We start from the raw sequence: 20,978 nt of genomic DNA on the forward strand, positions 1-20,978 counted from the left end.
CAGGCAAAACACTTACCAAATTAAAACTATTTATATTTTTATACTTGACACTATACCCTATGGGGTATAGCTTAATAACTATGAAAACTAAAGATTCTAAAAAGCAGCTGATAAATCGTCTGAAACGAGCTCAGGGGCAACTTAAGGCCCTTGTGGAGATGATTGAAACAGACGCTCCTTGTGAAAAAACCGTGGTGCAGTTTAAGGCAGCCAAAGCGGCTTTTGATAGTGCTTACGCTTTGTTTCTAGAGTTAGCCCTTGAAAAATGCCTGGCCCAAAAAGACCAGGAGACACTGAAGTTAATTCTAAAACATTTATGTCAAATAAGAGTGGAGGGAACAAATGAAGAAAAGAAAGATTAACCCTATCTCTCTTAAACGAGCCAAAATCCAGTGGGCTTTACTACCCATTTTTTTGATAGCCGCAAGCCTTGGCTGGAAGTATCACTGGTTAGGTTTTGTTGTGCCGGTAGCTATGATCGTGGGTATGGTTGGTGGCCTCTTGAGGGGCCGTTACGTCTGCGGGAATCTTTGCCCACGAGGAGCTTTTCTTGACCGCTTATTGGCCAAAATAAGCCCTAAAAGAGAAATACCTTCTTTTTTCCGTAGCTCTTATTTAAGAGCCTTTATGTTTGCCTTCTTGATAGGCATGCTCACTTTCCAAATATCGCGAGACCCAGGGAATATTATGCACTGGGGTTTTAGCTTCTGGCTGATATGTTTTGTAACCAGCATACTTGCCATTATTTTGGGAATCTTTTTTCATCATCGTACCTGGTGCGCGTTTTGCCCTATAGGCTCCTTTGGAGCGCTATTCGGAGGGCATAAAAGGGCACTCGCTATTGAAAGGGAAAAATGCGTAAATTGTCTCCTTTGTGAAAAGGTCTGCCCTATGACCCTGAAAATAGCCAGCAAAAACTCAAACGACCTTATCTGTAATCGTGACTGTATTCAGTGCCAGGAATGCGTGGGCCACTGCCCTAAGAAGATACTAAGTCTGGTTAAAAATCCTCAGGGAAAAGAAAGTTGCGCAGAAGAATCACTCCCTCAGGCAGCTCTTCAGAGGTAAAATCCCAATCTTTGGGAGGGCGTCTCAGGCGCTTCCAGGCATAAAGAGAAGTCCCAATGGACTCAGGATGAAACTGGACGCCCTCTATGGGAAATTCCCGATGACGCACACCCATGATTTCTCCCTCTTCATCACGGGCCGTAACATAGAGCTCCTCAGGAAGACTTTCTTCTTCTATTACCAAAGAATGGTAGCGCATAGCCTCAAAGGGCTGAGGAAGATTTATAAAAATGCCTTTCTCGTCATGTTCAATTCGTGAGGTTTTACCGTGCATAAGGCGTTTGGCCCGAACTATACGTCCACCAAAGGCCGCACCAATACACTGATGCCCCAGGCAAACACCAAGAACTGGTACTTCACCTGCTAGTTCTTTAATCAAAGATACAGAGATGCCTGCTTCAGCTGGGGTGCACGGACCGGGAGAAATAACCACATGGGTGGGAGATTGCTCTTTTATGGCCTCAACGGTAGTTTCATCGTTACGAAAGACTTTGATTTCACTTCCGGGTGCCAGTTTTTCACACATAATTCCCAGAAGTTGAACCAGGTTATAAGTAAAAGAATCGTAATTATCAATAACCACCAGACGTATGGCCATTAAAGTCCCTCCTGGGCTAATTCAATAGCCTTTATCATGCCACGGGCTTTATTAAGGGTTTCCTGGTATTCTCGTTCAGGGTCTGAATCCGCCACAATTCCGGCACCGGCCTGAAGATATAACTTGGTGCCCTTCTGAAAAAGGGTCCTTATGGTGATACAAAAATCCATGTTTCCGGAAAAACCAAAATAACCAACAGCTCCAGCGTAAGGGCCACGTTTAGCGTGCTCAAGCTCTTCAATGATTTCCATGGCTCTGATTTTAGGAGCCCCTGAAACCGTACCCGCCGGAAAGGCGGCTTTTAACACGTCAAACATGTCTTTATCAGGTAAAAGTTCGCCGCGCACACCTGAAACTAAATGCATCACGTGTGAATAACGTTCAATCACCATAAGTTCGTAAACATCGACACTTCCGTAAGCCGATACCCGGCCAACGTCATTTCGACCAAGGTCCACCAGCATAAGATGTTCAGCCCGTTCTTTCTGGTCGTGGAGGAGGTCTTCGGCCAGGGCCTGATCTTCAGTTTCTGTACGGCCGCGAGGCCTGGTGCCGGCGATGGGGCGCACTTCTACTTGGCCTTCTTCCAAACGCACTAAAATTTCTGGAGACGAACCAATAAGGGTTTCGTCTCCTAAACGCAAGAAGAAAAGATAGGGAGAGGGGTTTATTTTGCGTAAGGCTCGATAGAGGTCAAAAGGGCGTATATGGTTGGTGCCCGAAAAACGCTGGGAAAGAACAACTTGAATTACATCACCGGCCTGTATGTATTCCTTGGCCCGTTTTACCATTTCGTGAAAACGCTCGCGGGTGATTTCGGGTTTAAGTTTGGTTTCCTGGTCAGAAGTGGCCCGGGGAGGATAAACCAACGGGCCCCTTATACGGCGCACCATAGCCTCTATTTCAGCTAAAGCCCTCTCATAGGAAGCTTCTGGAGGAATTCCTTCGGTAATACGGGCGTTATACACCACGAAAAGAGAATGTTTTAAGCGATCATAAACCAAAAGGATTTCGGGAAACATTAAATGAATATCAGAAAAACCGGTGGTTTCCGGTAAGGTGTCAGGAAGCTTTTCAATAAAACGAACGATATCATAGGAAAGAAATCCCACCGCCCCGCCAAAGAACCTGGGAAGCTCAGGCAAAGTGGCTGCCTTGAAACGAGACATAATTTTTTTCAACTCGTCTAAAGGATCAGCCACTTGGAAACGCCTTTCACCATGGCGGTCGTAAAGAGAAACGGTGGTCCCTCGCGAGCGAAAAACTAAAAACGGGTTTATACCGATAAAACTAAAACGGGCCCACTTTTCTCCCCCTTCTATACTTTCTAGAAGAAAACCGTAGTGCCCTACCAACACTTTATAAAAAAGGGAGATAGGGGTTTCCATGTCCACCAGGACTTCCTGGTAAACGGGGATAAGATTATGGGCCTCGGCCAGCTTCAAAAACGTAGCTTTGTCTGGTGCAGGTTTTCCTAAAATCATGCTTCGCTTTTAGCCTCAGCTAAGGTGAATGTCAAGTTTATCATAGACAGGTCTTAATGGAAGCATTATAAAAGCAGGCATGATTAACATTCCGAATTTAGTAACAATTCTCCGCCTATGTCTGGTGCCAGTGGTAATAAGCTATCTATTGGCCGGAGACCACCAAAAAGCCCTTATCTTTTTTTTAATCGCCGGCTTAAGTGACGTCCTTGACGGGTTTTTAGCCCGTCGTCTCAACCAGAAAACCCTCTTAGGTGCCATTCTTGACCCCATTGCCGACAAAACTCTCGTTGATTCTATCTATCTTTTAGGAGCTTATCTCGAGCTTTTGCCCAAATGGCTAGCTGTTATAGTAGTTGGGCGAGATTTTTTGATCCTTCTGGGCTTTTTGTGTTTGGTGGCCATAACTAAAAAAATAGAAGTGCGCCCTACATACTTGAGTAAGGCTACCACTGCTATTCAAGTGATTACGGTGGTGGCTACCTTAGCCAAAATCCCAAATCTAAATATTTTGTTCTACTTAACAGGGGTTTTTACGGTTTTATCAGGGCTACATTATTTGTGGTTGGGCGTTCAGGCCAAGAAAAGAGGGGCATGAAGCCCCCTCTTTTTAAGCTTTTCTTTGTTTTCTGATGAAAATAGCAGTCAGAAAAAGCCCGACTCCGAGAAGCATGTAAGTGGCTGGCTCAGGGGTGTGAGCTACCACTTCGCCATAATCATTGCCGCACTCCATGGTCCAGTGAATTTTTGCTATATGATCAGAAGACCAGTCAATTAGGTCTAACGGAATGGCTACCTCTATAAAAAAACGGGAAAAGCTATGGTCTGGGTCATCACTATAGGCTAAAGAGCCTCCCCCAATATACGAACCGTTTTCCATACGGAACGGATTAGATACGCCGTGACTGGAATAATAGACATCCCGCCAGGAATCTACCTCATATACGCCGCCGAGATTTAAACCGCGGTTTTCTGAACCGTCAACATAATTAGAGACCACTACCGCATAATCCCAGGTGCCGTCGTTTCCAATATCAAGGGAAATGTCTCCGGCGTCCCACTCCGTACCCACTTGAGGAAAACCCGTGGCTATGGCGATATAAAGATTTTCCGCATCAAAAGTGGCTAAAATAGCTTCAACATCGTATTTTTGCCCGCCATAACCTGGTTCAAGGTAGCCGTTATTTCCTACCCAGTCTTCCTGAAAAACAAAAACACCAGGTATATTCGGGTCCCAATCGTTACTATTTTCTCCGAAGCTAGACGTATTAAGCCCCCAGTCGCTTAAATCGCCATCTACGGTTATAGTTATGGCCCAGGCTCCTGAGACCAACCATAAAAAGGATAAGGCCAGCAACCAAATTTTGAGTTTCATTTTTTCCTCCCTGCTTCAGATTTTAATTTTTATTAAGCAAAGAGCGTGCCAGACATAGAATCGTTGTTTTTCAATAGTTTTAGGGAAGTTAGCTTAGCGAATTGACCAGAAAAGTGGAAAAATCTTTCCACTAGATAGGGAAAAATTTTTCACTACCAGAAGAGTTTAAGACGAGTTTTCTTGAGTTCCTTGATTGTTTCAAGGGGGAGATAAGAAGAAATTTTAAGCTCATTAGCTTTATTTTCAACGAAATTTAAAGCCTCTTCAGGACTTTGGGCATGTACCATGGTGTAAAGATTGTAAGGCCATTCAGGGTAACTTTTTCTCTCATAACAGTGGGTAATTTTTTTCTCTTTCGCTAAAGCCTTCCCTACCTTTTCTAGCTGATCCTCTGGAACTTCCCAGGCTACCATGATATTTCCCCTAACTCCGGCCCTGGTATGGCGTACAAGACCGGCAAAACGTCTTATAATACCCTTATTAAGACTATCTTTAATCCAAGATAGAACTTCTCCTTCATCGAGTCCGATTTTCCTGGCTATTTCTTGAAAAGGCCTTGATACTCGCGGAAGATCTTCTTGGGTTAACTTGACCAAAGAAATGGTTTTCTCGTCGGGAACGAGAAAATTTTTCATATCTGTATCTGAAAAAGAAAAATCTATATTATTGTCTTCAGTATGATTTTCATTGAGATCGTAAACCACGGCGATATGAAAAATACGCTTAATAGGCAAAATAAGAAACCGAGAAACACCAGCCTTTTTAATTAATTCAGCCAAAGTTTCCTCAAAGGGTTCATTGGGAGGGACAGCGATAGTAAACCACATATTATAAAAATGATTACGCAGATAATTATGACTTACGCCGGGAAAGGCATTGATTACATCTGCTGCCTGGCTAAATTTCTCTTCAGGAACAGCAGCCGCCACCAAGCTTGTTTGATAACCCAGGGCGTGCGGATTAAAAATAGCGCCTATCTGGCGCAATATACCCGCCTTTTTTAGCTTATTTAAGCGAGTTATTACTTCTTCTTCAGAAATTGAAAGCTTTCTGGCTAAGCTTTGATAGGGCGCACTCTCTAAAGGAAAACGTTTTTGTATCTCCGTAAGTAGAATTTTATCTTTTTGATCCATGAAGATATAGTGCCTAAAACTTAAATAAAAGTAAAGTTTATGTTTCTTGAGATTTTTGCATGCAAATTTTAGAAAATATAGAATAGATGGCCACGGCGCCAGTGCCTCGCGGGAGAGTTACTTTGGCTGCTAGCATTTGACGGCAGGGATCCCTTCGCTAGTGCTCGGAACAGGGATTGCTTCGCCACTTCGTGGCTCGCAATGAGACTTTTTCCGTGTCACGGCGAGGAGCCAGCTTTCATTCCGTCACTGCGAGCGTAGCGAAGTAGTCTCTTGCGCTACTAGCCCTCTACCAGCAGCCATCAGCCATTGGCCATCGGCCAACTACCATGTAGTCACTGCGAGCCCGCAAAGGCGAAGCAGTCTCTTAAGTAAACCATTTGCAAAGGTCTCGTTTATCAAGATTCCTGTTCAAGCAAGTTTTGGATAAAAAACATTCGAATTTTAAAATAACCTCAACAGAAGATTTTTCAGAAAGGCCTAAAAGATATATATAAAGTTTAACAAAAATAAACAAAAATAAAATTTATATTTGATATTTTTGTAATATTTTTAGACTTTTGTTAAAGGTTTTTTGGACTATATTGAACAAACATGAACACTTCTAAGCGAAAGAATCTCAGTTACATAATTCTTATAGTCCTTTTAGTAGGCTTGTTGGTCTGGCTGGCTCTCTTTCTTCACCATCGTATGCGTTACGCCATTTCTAACGCTGTCTTCGTAGAAACAGATAAACTCGTTTACTCAAGCTTTTCCCAAGTGGCAGGGAAAATCATCAAGGTCTCCAAAGATGAAGGAGAAACAGTTAAAAAAGGCGATGTTTTGGCCATTCTTGATGACTCTCCCTACCAAAAAATTTATGCACGTTTATTAGCCGAAAAAGCTTCCGCAGAAAAAGAAAAAGAGGCCCTTAAAATCGCCATCACCCGCCTTAAACAACACCTTGCCCTCAAAGAATCTCAAGTACAACAGAAAATTTATCAACTCAAAGAAGAACGAAAGGCCGCTTTGGCTCAGGTAGAGGCACTCTCCTCTCAAATTGCTCAGCTCCAAAGAGACCAAAAAAGATTTGCCACCCTTGTGGCTAAAAACCTCGCTCCCAAACGCAAGCTTGAAGAAATAGAAACCAATCTCAAACAGCTTTCTCGCCAGCAAAAAGCCCTGGCCTTTAAAGCCGAAGCCCTTAAATACGGTCTTGTGGCTGCTAAAAAAGAACTAGCCATGGTCGAAAACCAGAAAAAGACCATCAAAGAACAAAAAGAGCGCTTAAAGGCCCTTGAAGACAAAATCAAAGCCCTTTCTGCTTCTGTAGCCGCAGCTAAACTTAATTTAAAATATACCAAACTGGTATCCCCTATAGACGGCATAGTGGCCAAAAGGTTTCACGTGGCCGGAGATGTAGTAGGCCCGGGGCAGCCTGTTTATGCCCTCGTTGATCCTAAAAATCTCTATATTCTCGTCCTTCTTGAAGAAACCAAGCTTAAAGGAGTAGAAGTTGGTTGTCCGGTAAATATCAAAATAGACGCCTTTCCCGATGAAAAATTCAAGGGTGAAGTGGCTGAAATCCTTCCTGCCACCGCGGCTAAGTTTGCTTTAGTGCCAAGAGACGTATCAGCTGGGGAGTTTACTAAAGTGGCCCAAAGAGTACCAATCAAAATACGCATAACGGAAGGCCCGGTAAAAATTTTACGGGTAGGCCTTGGGGGCGAAGTAGAGATCAAAAGGAAATGACACCCTCTTACAAAGAAATCACCCCTGCTGAAAGAGTGCTTATTACCATTATCGTAATGGTAGGTGCCTTTATCGCCATTCTTGACACCACCATTGTAGATATAGTGGTCCCTAAAATGATGGCTCCGTTATCTACCGACCTCTACGGTATTCAGTGGGTTATCACCTCTTATATGACCGCGGCGGCGGTTGGCCTCTTATTAGTGGCTTCTCTGGGTAAATCTTACGGCTTTTCCAAAATTTTTACTGTAGGAGTGGCCATTTTTACTATTTCAAGTGCCGCTTGTGGTGGCGCCACCTCTTTAGCCGAGATGATAGTCTTTCGTTCCCTTCAAGGAATAGGTGAAGCCTTTATCATGGGGTCAGCCCAAACTATTCTTTTTTCAGCCTATCCACCTGAACGCCACGGCCTAGCTATGGGTATTTTTTCTTTAGGAGTAAGTTTTGCTCCTGCCCTTGGTCCTACCGCAGGCGGATTCCTTACGGAACATTTTTCCTGGCGCTATGTTTTTTTAATAAATGTTCCGATAGGAACTCTAAATTTTATAGCCGCTCTTTTCTTTTTGCGTGAGTTAGTACCTTATACTAAAAAGCTAGTCTTTAATTTTAGAAGTTATATTTTATTAGCAACAGCTTCTATTTCTCTCTTGATCATGCTTTCTAAAGGTCAGCAATATGGCTGGTTTCAATCTACTTTTATAGGAGTTCTTGCCTTTGTCTCGGCTATATCTTTATGTCTTTATTTTCTATCTGAAATAAAAAGTAAAACACCTCTTATAGACTTTTCTATTTATAAAATACCAGAATTTGGCTTGACTATGGGCTTCCATTTCTTTGTTTTGGGATTTGCTATGTATCAAATTTTTTATCTTTTACCTCTTTATTATGAAAGGCTAAAGGGACTCCCCACTTTTGATACCGGGCTTCATATGTTAGCTTTTGCCGGCTTTATAGGTATATTTTCCATTATTTCAGGAATATTAAGTGACAAGATTTCCCCGGTAAAAATACTTTTTGTTAGCTTTGTCTTATTATGTATTTGTAGTTTGTTTCTTTTACCCAAGCTTAACTATTGGCTCCCAGCTAAAGAAGCAGCTATTCTTACCATACCTTTTGGTATAGCCATGGGTACTTTTTTTGCACCCATGGCTGCTTTAGCTCTTAGACCTTTGGGAGACAAAGCAGGTCTTGGGGTTGCCCAAATGAACTACCAACGTTTTATTGCGGGTTCTTTTGGCACTGCTATAGCCACTAATACTCTTGAAAAAAGGGCCTCTTTCCATTTTCAAGAGGCAGATAGTTTACAAAATTTCAACTATGCACATATGTTTTTAGAAAAAATTACTCATAAACTCAGTGCAATTTTCCCTGAACCTTTAGCCACCTTAAAAGCGAAGGTCTTGATTTATAAATGGCAAGAGCTTATGGCCTATTCCCTCGCCTTTCAAGATACTTTTAGATACACGTTTTATTATGCTGCTCTAGGTGGTCTTTTTCTTCTAGCCCTAGCCTATCAGCAAAAGTTTTATAGGAGGCCAGCGTGAAAAAACTTTTAGTGGTTATAGTGGGCCTTTTTTGTCTAATTAATACTTCTTGGGCTTCTGAAGAACTTACCTTAAAAGACTGTTTGAAACAGGCCCTTTCAGAGAACCCTCAACTTTCTTCTATCAAAGTACGCGTTAAAGCTGCCGAGGAATTGGCTCAGGCGGCTAGAAAAGAAAAGTGGCCCACCCTTTCAGCACGTTATCACTTCCTTCACATGAGAGACCAGCAAAAAGTAGTTATCCTGGGGATGGACATCCCTCTTTCTGCTCATGAGAAGTCAGAATTTGATCTTTTATGGAACTTTCCCGTATTTCACGGTTTTTCTTTAAGAGTTAAAGAACGCTTGAAAGAACTTGATGCTGATCTTGCCTCTGTAGCCTACGAGCGAGCCCTTTTAACCCTTAGTTTTCAAGTTAAAAAGGCCTATTATGATCTCCTTAAAGCTGAACGGGGCCTAAAAGAAGCCCAAAAGTCTGTAGAAAGATTGAAGGCCCATTTAAAGACTGCTAAAGCCTTTTACGAACAAGGTCTTATTGCCAAACACCAAGTGTTAGAGGCCGAAGTAGCAGTAGCTCAAGCGGAGCATACGCAAATAGTAGCCCAAAACTTAGTAGAAATTGCTAAAGGCCGCCTGAATATCTTGCTAAACCGCAAAGTAACAGCGCCTATAGAAATTCAGGATAACCTAGATAAGGTACCTCTTGTTGAAAAATATAAAAAATATGTTGAGGAAGCCCTTAAAAAACGACCCGAAATAAAAGCAGCCAAAATTGCTATTGATAAAGCAAAAGAAAACGTAAGACTTGCCAAATCAGCCTATTATCCGTGGGTGGATGTACAGGGAATCTACCAAAAACAGGGGACGGATCTCCTGGCCACGAGAAATCCTTATGGAGACAGGGAAAACATATTCTTTGGCGTTGAAGTCAAGTGGCTACTTTGGGATTGGGGGAAACGAAAAAGAGAAGTTTCTGCAGCACGAGCCCAAGTTTATTCAGAAGAAGCGGCTATGAAAGATATTGAAAATCAAATCTCTTTAGAAGTACGGGCCGCCTATCTTGACTTTGAAGCCGCTAAAAAACGTCTAAAAGTAGCTGAAGAGGCCCTAAAAAGCGCTGAAGAAAACTATCGTCTAAACAAAGCCCGTTTTAAAGAAGGACTTGGCACTACTACCGATGTCCTTGATGCGGAGGCCTTTCTTACCAGTGCTCAGGTGAGGCGTATTCAGGCCCTGGCCGATTTAAAAATAGCTTACGCCAAACTTCTATACGCCACGGGCTTAATTGAAAGCAAAAATTAGGTTGAGCAATTTAATGTACGCCGTATACAGGGCCAAGGCCGAGTTCTTTTTCGCTAAAGATTTCAGCAGTAAAAAGATATATTTCTGTTTCAGGGTCTTGCCAGCAACCTGGAGGAAGGCCTGCTTTAAGACAGGTATGGTCTAGAAAGGTCTCTCTATCCCAACCGTATTCTACAGCTACCTGAGGAAGCAAAACACCTCGATTTATACCCCTTATTATGTAAATACCGTGTTTACCTACTTCAATTTCATCTATACTTGTCGCCCTCCACATAGGAGAAAGCACAGAAATTTCTATATCAATTTCAGAAAGTTCCTCTAAAGTTACAGGAGGAAAACGCGGATCATTAAAAGCTGCCGAGCGTGCCATTTCAAAAACAGTTTTATATAGAGGACCTTCAGGATGAAAAGTACCAATACAACCCCTTAACTGGCCATGCTTATGCAAAGTCACAAAGGCCCCATAAGGCTCCAAAAGTTTCGGAGGAATTTCTCGAGGGAGACGGGGAGGGCGCCCCTCAAGGGCGCTCGTAATACTCTCCCTAGCTATATAAAGCAAAAGTGCCTTTTCTGCTTCGTTAAGCCCTACTACTTTGGCCATTCTATTTCACCATTTCTATAATTTGTTTTTCTTCCAAAACCCCTGCGTGTATCTTTCCGTTAGGAAAAATATAAGTCGGAGTTCCTCTGATGCCTAGTCTTGGTAAAATTTTTAAGGCCTCTTTTACTTTTTCCTCTCCCTCTTTACATTGAGTTCCCTGGTAGCCCTTCATTAATTCTTTGGGCCCCTTTTTATCACAAATAATAGCAACAGCTTTTTCCTTGGCATGAGGGTGCAAGGCTTCTAAAGGCATAAATATTACATTTACTTTTATCTTTCCTTGCTCCGCTAATGGAAAAATTATCTTCTCAGCTCTTTTACAGTGAGGGCAGTCAGGATCAGTTATGAAAAACACTTCTGGTCCTTTACCTACAGAAAAAGCCACTAGTTTTTTTAATTCTTTCAGTTTTTCAGGCGAAAGACGATTAAGTTCTGTCAATCTTTCCTGAGTTAAGTCTTTGCGAGCAAGAATATCTATAATACGTCCTAAAACCAGATAACGGCCACTCTCATCAAGATAAACAGGAGTTTTCCGGCCATTGGCCTCTACTACTACTTCGCAAAGGCCTTTTATTGGCGTCGATTTTACACTAATAACTTTGGGCTTCTCACCACCAAAAAGAGGAGCAAGCATCTGAGCTGCTCTTTCTCTTTTAGGACAGGCCGCCCAGCTAGTACCAAATCCAATCCAGACAACAAAAAACAAAACCACTAAAAAAAATTTTTTCATTTTTACCTCCATAAAATAATTTTATTCTTATTTTTCGGCCTTACTATCTTGAAGATTTAACATTAATAAGGCATTATCACAGCAGCTTTTATTAAAATTTAACAAATTTTATAAGGAGGTTCCTTGAAATGAACCTTTTAGACAAAAAAGTCCTTCTCGCTCCAGGGCCTGTACCTGTTCCCCCTCAAGCCTTGCTGGCTATGGCTAAACCGGTTATCCATCATCGCCTTCCAGAATTTTCTGCAATTCTAAATAAGATAAGAGAAGATTTAAAGTACCTTTTTCAAACTACTAAAGATGTCTTGTTTTTTGCCTCTTCTGGAACCGGAGCCATGGAAGCCTGTGTGGCTAATCTTTTCAAGCCAAAGGAAAAAGTCATTGTAGTTAGAGGGGGGAAATTCGGAGAACGCTGGGGTGAGCTTGCTGAGACTTATGGCCTAAATCCAATCTATATTGACGTTACCTGGGGAGAAGCCGTCTCGCTAGAAACAGTTAAGAAAACTTTAGAAGAAAACCCTGATGCTCGAGGCCTTTTAATTCAGGCCCACGAGACTTCTACTGGTGTTAAACATCCCGTGGCTGAAATCGCTGCTTTAACTCGAAATACCGAAGTACTTCTGGTAGTTGACGCTATCTCTGCCCTTGGAGTTTATCCCCTTCCTTTTGATGAATTAGGCATTGATGCTATGGTAGCAGGCTCACAAAAAAGCCTCGCCCTTCCTCCAGGGCTTTCGTTTGTAGCCTTGTCTGATAAAGCGTGGCAGCGTGTAGAAGAAAATAATGAATCTCCCCGGTATTATTTTGACTTTCGCAAAGAGAAAAAAGCACTGGCTAAAGAAACCACTGCTTTTACTCCAGCAGTTTCGTTGCTCTACGGTTTATCTGAAATTCTTAACCGCATAAAAGAAGTTGGGCTTCCGAGTCTTTTTGCCCATTACAAACGCCTTTCTGAAGCCTGTCGAGCCGGGGTAAAGGCCCTGGGGCTAGAGCTTTTTGCCAAAACTCCATGTGAAGCGCTTACCATTATTAAAGTGCCTGAAGGAGTCGATGGGCTTAAGCTCATGAAGCTTATGCGCGAAAAATATCAGGTAACCATGGCCGGAGGGCAAGCTAAACTCAAAGGTAAAGTGGTGCGTATTGCTCACTTGGGATATCAAGGACCTCTTGATGTTATAGTTGCCCTCGCTACTTTTGAAATGGCCCTTACAGAGCTTGGCTATAAAATTCCTTTAGGGGCCGGCGTAGCTGCAGCCCAAAAATATTTTCTGGAAACAGAGGAGGAATAAACATGAAGGTGTTGGTTAGTGATCCCATTGCTGAAGATGGCATAAAAATCTTAAAAGAAGCAGGTTTAGAAGTTATTATCAAAACAGGTCTCTCCAAAGAGGAATTAATTGAAGAACTCAAAAAAGGTATTGAAGCCATCATTATAAGAAGTGCCACCAAAGTAACTGCCGATGTTATAGAGGCCGCCCCAAACCTTAAAGTCATTGCCCGGGCAGGCACCGGTCTTGACAATGTCGATATAGACGCCGCTAATCGTAAAGGAATCGTAGTGATGAATTGCCCAGGAGGGAACACTGTTTCAGCCGCAGAGCACACTATCGCTATGTTAATGGCTCTAGCTCGCAATATCCCTCAGGCCACTGCTTCCATGAAAGCCGGCAAATGGGAAAAAAAGAAGTTTATGGGCCGAGAAGTAAACGGCAAAACCTTAGGTGTCATAGGAGTGGGACGCATTGGCTCTATAGTAGCTGACCGAGCCAAAGGATTAAAAATGCGAGTGATTGCCTATGACCCTTTTGTCAACCCTGAACAAGCCGCCAAAATAGGCATCGAGGTAGTAAGTCTTGATGAGCTTCTAGCCCAAGCTGATTTCATAACTATTCACGTTCCCTTGACTAAAGAAACAAAGGGTTTCATCAGTAAAGAAAAGTTTGAAAAGATGAAAGACGGCGTAATGCTTATACATTGCGCCAGAGGCGGTATCGTAAATGAAGCCGATCTCTATGAAGCCATGGTCTCTGGCAAGGTTGCAGGAGCAGCCCTTGACGTCTTTGAACAAGAACCGCCGCCACCAGATTATCCGCTTTTCAAGCTTGAAAACTTCATTTGCACCCCTCATTTAGGGGCCTCAACCCTTGAGGCTCAAAAGAATGTAGCCTTGGCCGTAGCCTCTCAAGTAGTAGATTACTTGATACACGGAGTAGTAAGAAATGCCGTGAATATGCCTTCCGTTTCAGCAGAACTCCTACCTACTTTAAAGCCCTATTTAAAACTTGCTGAAAAACTTGGTATTATCCAGGCCCAGCTAGCAGAAGGGCCTATTCAAGAAGTTCATATTGAGTATCAGGGAGATGTAGCCAATCTCGATACCAAACCTTTAACTGTAGCTTTATTAAAAGGGCTTCTTACCCCTGCCTTAAGGGAAGACGTAAACTACGTAAATGCTCCTATCAGGGCTAAAGAGAGAGGCATAAAAGTTACAGAAAGCAAAGTAAATACCGCCGAAGATTTTCTTAACCGCATCAAAGTGATAGTGAAATATCCTAAGGGTGAAAATCTAGTAGCGGGTACCATCTTTGGTAAAAAAGAGCCACGCATTGTCCAGATTAACGACTTCCGTCTAGATGCTATCCCTGAAGGGCATATGCTTTATTTAATGAATGAAGACAGACCTGGTGTTATTGGCCAGATAGGCATAACTATTGGCGAACATGGTTTAAATATTTCTAGAATGCACGTAGGGCAAGACCCTGCCCAACAGGCCAACATAATTCTTCTCTGTGTTGATAAACCTGTCCCCCAAGACTTATTGGAAAAACTCAAAACTCTCCCACCAGTAAAATTGGTAAAACCCCTTGAGCTTTCTTAGATATATATTTAGAGGGCGCTGACAAGCGCCCTCTAAATCTTACTTTTTATTTTATCAATTCGTATTGACAAAAAATTTTTTACATATTTTAAAAGAGACCTTTGCAAAATATCTTATTTAAGAGACTGCTTCGCCCATACGGGCTCGCAGTGACACCTGAGAGAGTCATTGTATGGTTTTAAGTAAAGGGCAAAAGCATTAAAGTAAAAAAAGTTGGTAGGGAGGGACAGGCTGTTGAGTCATGGAACGTTTGCTTTTTAGCAAACTGTTCGATCGCAAGATTAGCCGTCCTTCCCTGTGTTTGAACAGTATCCGGGACGTTTCCAATTACGGAAACTGTCCGTATACAAGGCTAAACCTGGAAGGACCTCCCTACCAACAATCTTTATTTTATCTCAAAGAAAGGAGAATTGAAGACCTATGAAAAATTTATCTTTTCTTGGGGTGGATGTGGCCAAGGATACATTGGTTATTTTTGATGGCCAGAAGGTTTACGAGTTTCAAAATGAAAGGGGTTTAAAGAAATTTAAGAGGAAGTTTTTTAAGAAGAAAGAAGACAGGAAGAAAAGGGTGGTGATATACGAGCCCACAGGGCCATATTCGGCATTTCTGGAGGAGTTCTGTGCTACGAATATGATAAAAGTAGTATCCCTTAACCCCAGAAAAGTCCCCCGTTTAAGAGAAGTATTAGGTCATAGAGCAAAAACAGATAATCTTGATGCGAAACTGTTATACGAATATCACAAGATAGTTAGCGAAGAAGAGATCAAAGAAATAGAATATAACGAAAATTTAGAGAAATTATCTTTATTGTTAAGTGAGTATCAATTACTTCAAAATATAGAAAACAAGTTATCTAATTTTCTAGAGTATTTAGATAGAGTACCAGTAGATAGTAAAGAAAGCAAAAAATACATACAGAAAAACTTAGAAGAAACAAGGCAGAGGCTTCAGAAGATAAAGAAAGAGATGGAGGAATTAGTAAATAAAGATGACGACATAAACAGAGGGGTTAGAGAGATAGAGAAAGTTAAAGGTATAGGGAAGATGATAGCGACATATTGTTACATCTTTTTTCGGAAGAGGCGGATAAGAAACCGGCGGGAGGTAGTAGCTCTAGCAGGATTGGACCCGGAAGTAAAGGAATCTGGTAAGAGGAAGCTGGTAACCAGGATAAGCAAGAAAGGGGATAATAGGTTAAGGAGTTTGCTTTTTATGGGGGCGCTTAGTGCCATAAGATGTAAAGAAGGGGGACTAAAAGAGTATTACGAAAGTTTGATAAAGAGAGGAAAACCGAAGAAAGTGGCCATAATAGCCTGTGCCAGAAAATTATTGATATTTGCTTTCTATAATTACAAAAAATGGCAAATGGAAGCTCAAAGTGCTTGACAAAAACCACAGTATCTTGCGAGGCTGCGTCCAGCAGCCGAAGCAATCAATCTATATTTTCCTTAATTTTGCAAAGATCTCTTTTTTGTCAAACTTATGTAGCAACATTCCTGGATTCTAGCTTTAGCCAGAAGTAAATGGAACTTCAAATTATTTTTAAAGCAAACTTGGTTTTTAACGATTAGTTAGTTATAAAAAAGCAAAACCCCTAAAGGAGATCTCTATGGTGGGTAGATGGCGTATTTTAGTAGTGTTTTTGTTGGTGGTGGCTTTTCTTGGCTGCAGTTCCTCCGAAGAAAAGATTGCCAAACACATGGAAAAGGGCATTGCTTTCGCCAAAGAAGGAAAACTTCGCGAAGCAGCCATAGAATTTCAAAATGTGCTTCAAATTGACCCTAAACACCCAAAGGCCAATTACGAACTAGCAGAAATTTACTTAAAAACAGGAAACCTCAGGCAGGCCCTTTCTCAATATCGCAAGGCCGTTGACGTTGATCCGGAAAACCTTGAGGCCCGAATCAAGCTTTCTTCTCTTCTTATAGCCGCAGGGGAATTAGAAGAAGCGGAAAAACACCTACAATATGTCCTTCAAAAAGAGCCCGAGAATATAAAGGCTTTAAATCTTTTGGCTACTCTGCGTTTACGACAGAAAGACTATAAAAACGCCGAGAAATTAGCAGAACAAGTGCTGGCTAAAGATCCGGGAAACATAGAAGCTCTAGTAATTATTTCGCGTGTCTATAATGCCAAAGGTGAAAAAGCTAAAGCACTGGCTAAGTTAAAAGAGGCTATAGCTAAGTCCCCTGACAATGTTTTTCTTTATGAGCTTTTGTTACGCCAGTATCTTGAAAACGGAAAAGTTAAGGAAGCCGAAACTTTGCTTAAAGAACTTACCGCCAAGTTTCCAAAGCAAACGCGTTTCGTAAGAGAGCTCGTTTCCCTTTACGTGGCTCAGGGCAAGTTCAAAGACGCTGAAAACTTTCTGCTAACCTGGAATGAAAAACATCCAAACGAAGTCTTTGGCCGTTTAATGTTGATAGACCTTTACCGTCAACTTGGCCAGATTGACAAGGCCATTCAACTTGCCGAAGAAAGCCTTAAAAAATGGCCAGACTCTTTAGACCTGAAGGCTCAGCTGGCCTATCTCTTAGTCCAGAAAAATAAGCTTGATGAAGCCCAAAAACTGGTTGACGAAGTTCTCGCCAAAAATCCTAACCATCCGATAGCCCATCTGGTACGCGGAAAAATTCGTCTAGCCAAAGGCCTTTTAGCCGAAGCCCTAGAAGACTTTGAAATTACCGTTAAAGGTAGGCCGCGCCTGGCTGAAGCCTACCATTTCATTGGTGTAGTTAACCTGCTTCAAGGAAAGCCGGCTGAAGCCAGAAAGGCCCTTGAAAAAGCCATTGAGTTAAATCCCCTTGCCTGGAAAACTCGTTTGATCTACGCTCGTTTGCTTCTCGCCCAGGGAGAGCCTGATAAAGCGCGTGAAGAAGCGGTAAAAGTCCTTCGTCTCATGCCCCGAAACAAAGAAGCCGGGCTCTTATTGGCTGCTTCTTATATGGCTGAAAAGAAATTTGCCGAAGCTGAAAAAATCTATAAACGTATGATTCAAATATTTCCGAAAGATCCAACAGTACACTTTGCTTATGCTACCTGCCTTTACGCTCAGAAAAAAATAAAAGAAGCAGTGGCTCAGGACTTAAAGACCTTAGAGCTCGCCCCTAACCACTTACCAGCTCTTACTCGCCTGGTACGATATTATCTTGCCCAGAAAGAACCTGATAAGGCCTTGGCCCTTATTGACAAACACATGGCCAATTTTAAAAACAAGGCTCCTCTTTACTTTTTAAAAGCCCAGGTTTATCTGGTTAAAAAAGACCTGAAAACGGCTGAAGAGCAACTTAAACTGGCTCTTAAAGAGAATGACAAGTTCCTCCCCGCTTATAACCTTCTCATTGCTCTTTACGCCAAGGAAGGAAAACTTGACCAGGCTTTAACCGAGACGGAAAAGGCCCTTGAGAAATCTCCACAAAACGTGAGACTCTTGATGATCAAAGGGGCTATTTTGTTGGCTCAGAACAAAAATGACGAGGCCGAAAAAGTTTACCGCCAGATCATTGAAATAAAACCCGATTACTTCCCAGCGCTTAATAACCTGGCCTGGATGCTTGCGGAAAAAGGTGAACTTGAAGAGGCCTTCATTTTTGCCCAAAGGGCTAGAGAACTTGCCCCTGAAAACCCATATATCCTTGATACCTTTGGTTGGGTACTTTATAAGCGAGGCTCTTACGATCTAGCTATTTCTACCTTTAAAGATATTCTTGAGAAGAACCCAGACTTTTTGCCCACAAGATTTCATCTCGCCAAAGCCCTTATCGCCAAAGGAGAAAAGAAAGCGGCTTTGGAAGAGCTCGAAAAGATAGTAAAATCTCCTCTTAATTTCCCTGAAAAAGAGGAGGCTAAAAGACTTCTTGAAGAACTCAAAAAATCTTAGAGACTACACTTGCCAAGAACTTGAGGCCCTCTTCAAAGAAAGAGGGCTTCAAGCCTACCGGGGACGGCAGGTTTTTAAGTGGTTAGCCCAACCTGGAATCTACTCTTTTGCCCAGATGACAGATCTTCCCAAAGCCCTTCGTGAAGAGCTGTCTAAAGAGTTTTGTCTTTTTCTCCCGGAAATTTACAAAGAAGAAGTCTCTTCAGACGGGACTCGTAAACTTGCTTTGCGTCTTAAAGATGATGAACTTATTGAATGCGTTATCATTCCCGAGGAAGACCACTATACCCTTTGCGTATCCTCCCAGGTGGGCTGTGCCATGGGGTGTGCCTTTTGTCTCACAGCCAAAATGGGTTTTAGGCGCAATCTTTCCCCTCACGAAATTACGGCCCAGGTGTTGAGGGCCAAAGAAGTGCTTATACGCGAAGGGCTTATTAAAGAAAAGCCTTTGCGAAATATCGTCTTCATGGGTATGGGAGAGCCGCTTGCTAATTACGAAAATATTCTTAGGGCCCTAAAAATTCTGCTAGACGAGAAGGGGTTTAATTTTTCGCGCCGCCGCGTTACGGTTTCCACCGTGGGCCTGATTCCCCAGATGGAAAAACTCGGGAAAGACATAACCGCTAAACTTGCTATTTCCCTGCACGCCGCAGATGAAGATAAAAGGACTCAACTTATGCCTATCAACAAGCGCTATCCTTTGAAAGAACTGATACCTGCCTGTCGCCGATACCCCTTACCTAAAGGCTGGCGTATTACCTTTGAGTATCTTATGCTTAAAGGGGTGAACGATTCTTCTCACGACGCCCACAAACTGGCCAAACTCTTAAAAGGCGTGCCAGCTAAAATCAACCTGATTCCTTTTAACGAACATCCGGCCTTGCCTTTTAAGTGCTCAGATGAGGAAACTATATTCCGCTTTCAGGGAATTCTCCTTTCTTACGGTTATGTAGCCACTATTCGCAAAAGTAAGGGGCGAGATATTTCAGCGGCCTGTGGGCAACTGGCTACGAGGCTTGCCGCATGAGAGAACCTCATCGTGTTACGATAATCGGCGGAGGGCTTGCTGGTTCAGAAGCTGCCTGGCAACTGGCCTGCCGAGAGGTCCCGGTAAAACTTTACGAAATGCGCCCTAAAAAACTGACTCCGGCACACAAAACAGGAAAGCTTGCAGAACTCGTATGTTCAAATTCTTTGCGTTCAAAAGAGATAACCAGTGCCGTGGGGCTATTAAAAGAAGAGTTAAGGCGACTTCTTTCTCTGATTATGGAAGCGGCTTTGGCCAGCGAAGTTCCCGCCGGCAAAGCCCTGGCCGTTGACCGAGAGCTTTTTGCCTCCTACGTAACCGAAAAGATAGCCACCCATCCGTTAATAGAAGTGATTAACGAAGAAGTTATCTCTATTCCGAGTGAGGGAATAGTTATCGTGGCCACGGGGCCGCTTACTTCTGAGGCCTTAGCTGAAGACTTAAAGCGCTACACAGGCGAAGAATTCTTTCATTTTTACGATGCCATAGCCCCTATTATTTATGCCGAGTCCATCAACTGGGATAAAGTATTTAAGGCTGATCGCTATAGTGAAGGCGAAGGGGCTTATATCAACTGCCCTATGACCAAAGAGGAATACGAAAGGTTTATAGACGCCTTGCTGGCTGCAGAAAAAGTCCCTTTTAAAGATTTTGAAAAGCCGAAATATTTTGAAGGCTGTCTCCCCATTGAAGTTATGGCGGAAAGAGGAAGAGAAACTCTGCGTTTTGGCCCTATGAAGCCTGTGGGTTTGAAAGACCCGCGCACAGGCAAAGAGCCTTATGCCGTAGTGCAACTCAGGGCAGAAAACAAAGAAGGGACTTTGTATAACCTGGTGGGTTTTCAAACTAAATTAAAATACAAAGAACAAGAAAGGGTCTTTCGGATGATACCCGGGCTTGAACAGGCCGAGTTTGCCCGGTTTGGCTCGGTACATCGCAATAGCTTTGTATGTGCGCCTAAGGTGCTTACCAAGACTTTACAGTTAAAAAAAGAACCTCGTATTTTTCTGGCAGGCCAGTTAAGCGGAGTAGAAGGTTACGTGGAATCAACGGCTATGGGTCTTCTTGCCGGGCTTAACGCCGGGCGTCTAGCCAAAGAGATGAAACTCGTTGTCCCGCCGCGCACTACCGCTCACGGGGCTCTCGTCCATTATATCACCGAGGCGGATCCTAAACATTTCCAGCCCATGAATATCAATTGGGGGCTCTTCCCACCACTTGATTTGCCCGGCAAAGTTCGCAAAAAAATGCCCAAGAGGGAAAGATATAAACTAATGGCTGAACGGGCCTTTAAAGATCTGGCCCAATGGCTAGAAAAAGAAAAAATTTTAGCTGATCTAAAATTTTTACAGGAGAAGGCCGATGAATTGTCCCGCCTGTAACGGTAACATCCCCGAAGGGGTTTATTTTTGCCCATATTGTGGCAAAGCCGTGCAAATCAACAAGCAAAAATTCTGGCTTATGGCCGGCCTTGCGGGTGTTTTTGCCGGAGCCGCTATAGCCTTAGTCTATCAATTATTTAAAGAGCGGGAACTCTGGTTAAGTCAAACCCCCTCTCAGAACAAATCTTCTGTTGAAGAAGACGACGAACTTATGGATTTTTAAGAAAGGTCAAACCCTTGCCGCTT

General features: G+C 42.7%; 19 protein-coding genes. 13 read left to right on the top strand and 6 right to left on the bottom strand.

Going from position 1 to position 20,978, the window contains the following annotated elements:
• Nucleotides 1-80: 80 nt before the first annotated feature.
• Together THEIN_RS04265 and THEIN_RS04270 are read left to right on the top strand one after the other, a co-directional pair.
• The gene (locus THEIN_RS04265; protein ID WP_052299037.1) at nucleotides 81-362 is read left to right on the top strand and encodes a metal-sensitive transcriptional regulator; all 282 of its coding nucleotides are present in this window, start codon (nucleotides 81-83) and stop codon (nucleotides 360-362) included.
• Nucleotides 343-1,068 carry a 4Fe-4S binding protein gene (locus THEIN_RS04270; protein WP_013907464.1) on the top strand — a complete coding sequence of 242 codons (726 nt, stop codon included), beginning with the start codon at nucleotides 343-345 and terminating at the stop codon, nucleotides 1,066-1,068. Before THEIN_RS04265 ends, THEIN_RS04270 begins: the two co-directional genes overlap by 20 nt.
• Here the strand turns inward: THEIN_RS04270 and THEIN_RS04275 are convergent.
• Both THEIN_RS04275 and trpE read right to left on the bottom strand, forming a co-directional pair.
• Nucleotides 1,001-1,666, bottom strand: a complete 666-nt coding sequence (locus THEIN_RS04275; protein ID WP_013907465.1) for an anthranilate synthase component II — start codon at nucleotides 1,664-1,666, stop codon at nucleotides 1,001-1,003. The two genes, THEIN_RS04270 and THEIN_RS04275, sit on opposite strands and share 68 nt — an antisense overlap.
• Nucleotides 1,666-3,150, bottom strand: coding sequence for an anthranilate synthase component I (gene trpE, locus THEIN_RS04280; protein WP_013907466.1), 1,485 nt, complete (start codon nucleotides 3,148-3,150; stop codon nucleotides 1,666-1,668). Before trpE ends, THEIN_RS04275 begins: the two co-directional genes overlap by 1 nt.
• A gap of 79 nt (nucleotides 3,151-3,229) precedes the next feature.
• Here trpE and THEIN_RS04285 point away from each other — a divergent pair, with 79 nt between their 5' ends.
• Complete coding sequence (locus tag THEIN_RS04285) at nucleotides 3,230-3,748, top strand: CDP-alcohol phosphatidyltransferase family protein (RefSeq protein ID WP_013907467.1); 519 nt, start codon at nucleotides 3,230-3,232, stop codon at nucleotides 3,746-3,748.
• 12 nt (nucleotides 3,749-3,760) lie between these two features.
• Here THEIN_RS04285 and THEIN_RS04290 read toward each other — a convergent pair whose 3' ends face one another.
• Complete coding sequence (locus THEIN_RS04290; RefSeq protein WP_013907468.1) at nucleotides 3,761-4,525, bottom strand: PEP-CTERM sorting domain-containing protein; 765 nt, start codon at nucleotides 4,523-4,525, stop codon at nucleotides 3,761-3,763.
• Between the two features lie 152 nt (nucleotides 4,526-4,677).
• Nucleotides 4,678-5,658 (bottom strand): siroheme decarboxylase subunit alpha, encoded by a 981-nt coding sequence (gene ahbA, locus THEIN_RS04295; RefSeq protein ID WP_013907469.1) that lies wholly within the window; start codon nucleotides 5,656-5,658, stop codon nucleotides 4,678-4,680.
• A 594-nt stretch (nucleotides 5,659-6,252) separates the two neighbouring features.
• Here ahbA and THEIN_RS04300 point away from each other — a divergent pair.
• The 3 genes from THEIN_RS04300 to THEIN_RS04310 are packed head-to-tail and all read left to right on the top strand — an operon-like array spanning nucleotide 6,253 to nucleotide 10,234.
• Entirely contained in the window at nucleotides 6,253-7,389 is a 1,137-nt protein-coding gene (locus THEIN_RS04300; protein ID WP_013907470.1) for an HlyD family secretion protein, read from the top strand.
• Nucleotides 7,386-8,933: a DHA2 family efflux MFS transporter permease subunit gene (locus THEIN_RS04305; RefSeq protein ID WP_013907471.1), complete on the top strand. Its 1,548-nt coding sequence runs from the start codon at nucleotides 7,386-7,388 to the stop codon at nucleotides 8,931-8,933. Before THEIN_RS04300 ends, THEIN_RS04305 begins: the two co-directional genes overlap by 4 nt.
• Nucleotides 8,930-10,234, top strand: coding sequence for a TolC family protein (locus THEIN_RS04310; protein ID WP_013907472.1), 1,305 nt, complete (start codon nucleotides 8,930-8,932; stop codon nucleotides 10,232-10,234). The genes THEIN_RS04305 and THEIN_RS04310 overlap by 4 nt, the downstream gene beginning before the upstream one ends.
• 10 nt (nucleotides 10,235-10,244) lie before the next feature.
• On the opposite strand, the gene amrA is transcribed toward THEIN_RS04310, so the two are convergent.
• Together amrA and THEIN_RS04320 are read right to left on the bottom strand one after the other, a co-directional pair.
• Nucleotides 10,245-10,835, bottom strand: a complete 591-nt coding sequence (gene amrA / locus THEIN_RS04315; protein ID WP_013907473.1) for an AmmeMemoRadiSam system protein A — start codon at nucleotides 10,833-10,835, stop codon at nucleotides 10,245-10,247.
• 1 nt (nucleotide 10,836) lies between these two features.
• Nucleotides 10,837-11,565: a DsbC family protein gene (locus tag THEIN_RS04320; RefSeq protein ID WP_013907474.1), complete on the bottom strand. Its 729-nt coding sequence runs from the start codon at nucleotides 11,563-11,565 to the stop codon at nucleotides 10,837-10,839.
• A 128-nt stretch (nucleotides 11,566-11,693) separates the two neighbouring features.
• Between THEIN_RS04320 and THEIN_RS04325 the strand changes: the two genes are divergently transcribed.
• The 7 genes from THEIN_RS04325 (at nucleotide 11,694) to THEIN_RS04355 (ending at nucleotide 20,955) form a co-directional block, all read left to right on the top strand.
• The gene (locus THEIN_RS04325; RefSeq protein WP_013907475.1) at nucleotides 11,694-12,851 is read left to right on the top strand and encodes a pyridoxal-phosphate-dependent aminotransferase family protein; all 1,158 of its coding nucleotides are present in this window, start codon (nucleotides 11,694-11,696) and stop codon (nucleotides 12,849-12,851) included.
• Between the two features lie 2 nt (nucleotides 12,852-12,853).
• Nucleotides 12,854-14,440: a phosphoglycerate dehydrogenase gene (serA, locus tag THEIN_RS04330; RefSeq protein ID WP_013907476.1), complete on the top strand. Its 1,587-nt coding sequence runs from the start codon at nucleotides 12,854-12,856 to the stop codon at nucleotides 14,438-14,440.
• 420 nt (nucleotides 14,441-14,860) lie between these two features.
• Nucleotides 14,861-15,829: an IS110 family RNA-guided transposase gene (locus THEIN_RS04335; protein ID WP_013907477.1), complete on the top strand. Its 969-nt coding sequence runs from the start codon at nucleotides 14,861-14,863 to the stop codon at nucleotides 15,827-15,829.
• 223 nt (nucleotides 15,830-16,052) lie between these two features.
• Nucleotides 16,053-18,323 carry a tetratricopeptide repeat protein gene (locus THEIN_RS04340; RefSeq protein WP_013907478.1) on the top strand — a complete coding sequence of 757 codons (2,271 nt, stop codon included), beginning with the start codon at nucleotides 16,053-16,055 and terminating at the stop codon, nucleotides 18,321-18,323.
• Entirely contained in the window at nucleotides 18,301-19,350 is a 1,050-nt protein-coding gene (gene rlmN / locus THEIN_RS04345) for a dual-specificity RNA methyltransferase RlmN (protein WP_013907479.1), read from the top strand. Before THEIN_RS04340 ends, rlmN begins: the two co-directional genes overlap by 23 nt.
• A complete protein-coding gene (gene trmFO, locus THEIN_RS04350) occupies nucleotides 19,347-20,732 on the top strand; it encodes a methylenetetrahydrofolate--tRNA-(uracil(54)-C(5))-methyltransferase (FADH(2)-oxidizing) TrmFO (protein WP_013907480.1) in 1,386 nt (461 codons plus the stop codon). Before rlmN ends, trmFO begins: the two co-directional genes overlap by 4 nt.
• Nucleotides 20,713-20,955 carry a hypothetical protein gene (locus tag THEIN_RS04355; protein ID WP_013907481.1) on the top strand — a complete coding sequence of 81 codons (243 nt, stop codon included), beginning with the start codon at nucleotides 20,713-20,715 and terminating at the stop codon, nucleotides 20,953-20,955. The genes trmFO and THEIN_RS04355 overlap by 20 nt, the downstream gene beginning before the upstream one ends.
• The last annotated feature ends 23 nt before the right edge of the window (nucleotides 20,956-20,978 follow it).

The organism is Thermodesulfatator indicus DSM 15286 (assembly GCF_000217795.1).
GTDB classification, from domain to species: Bacteria; Desulfobacterota; Thermodesulfobacteria; order Thermodesulfobacteriales; family Thermodesulfatatoraceae; genus Thermodesulfatator; species Thermodesulfatator indicus.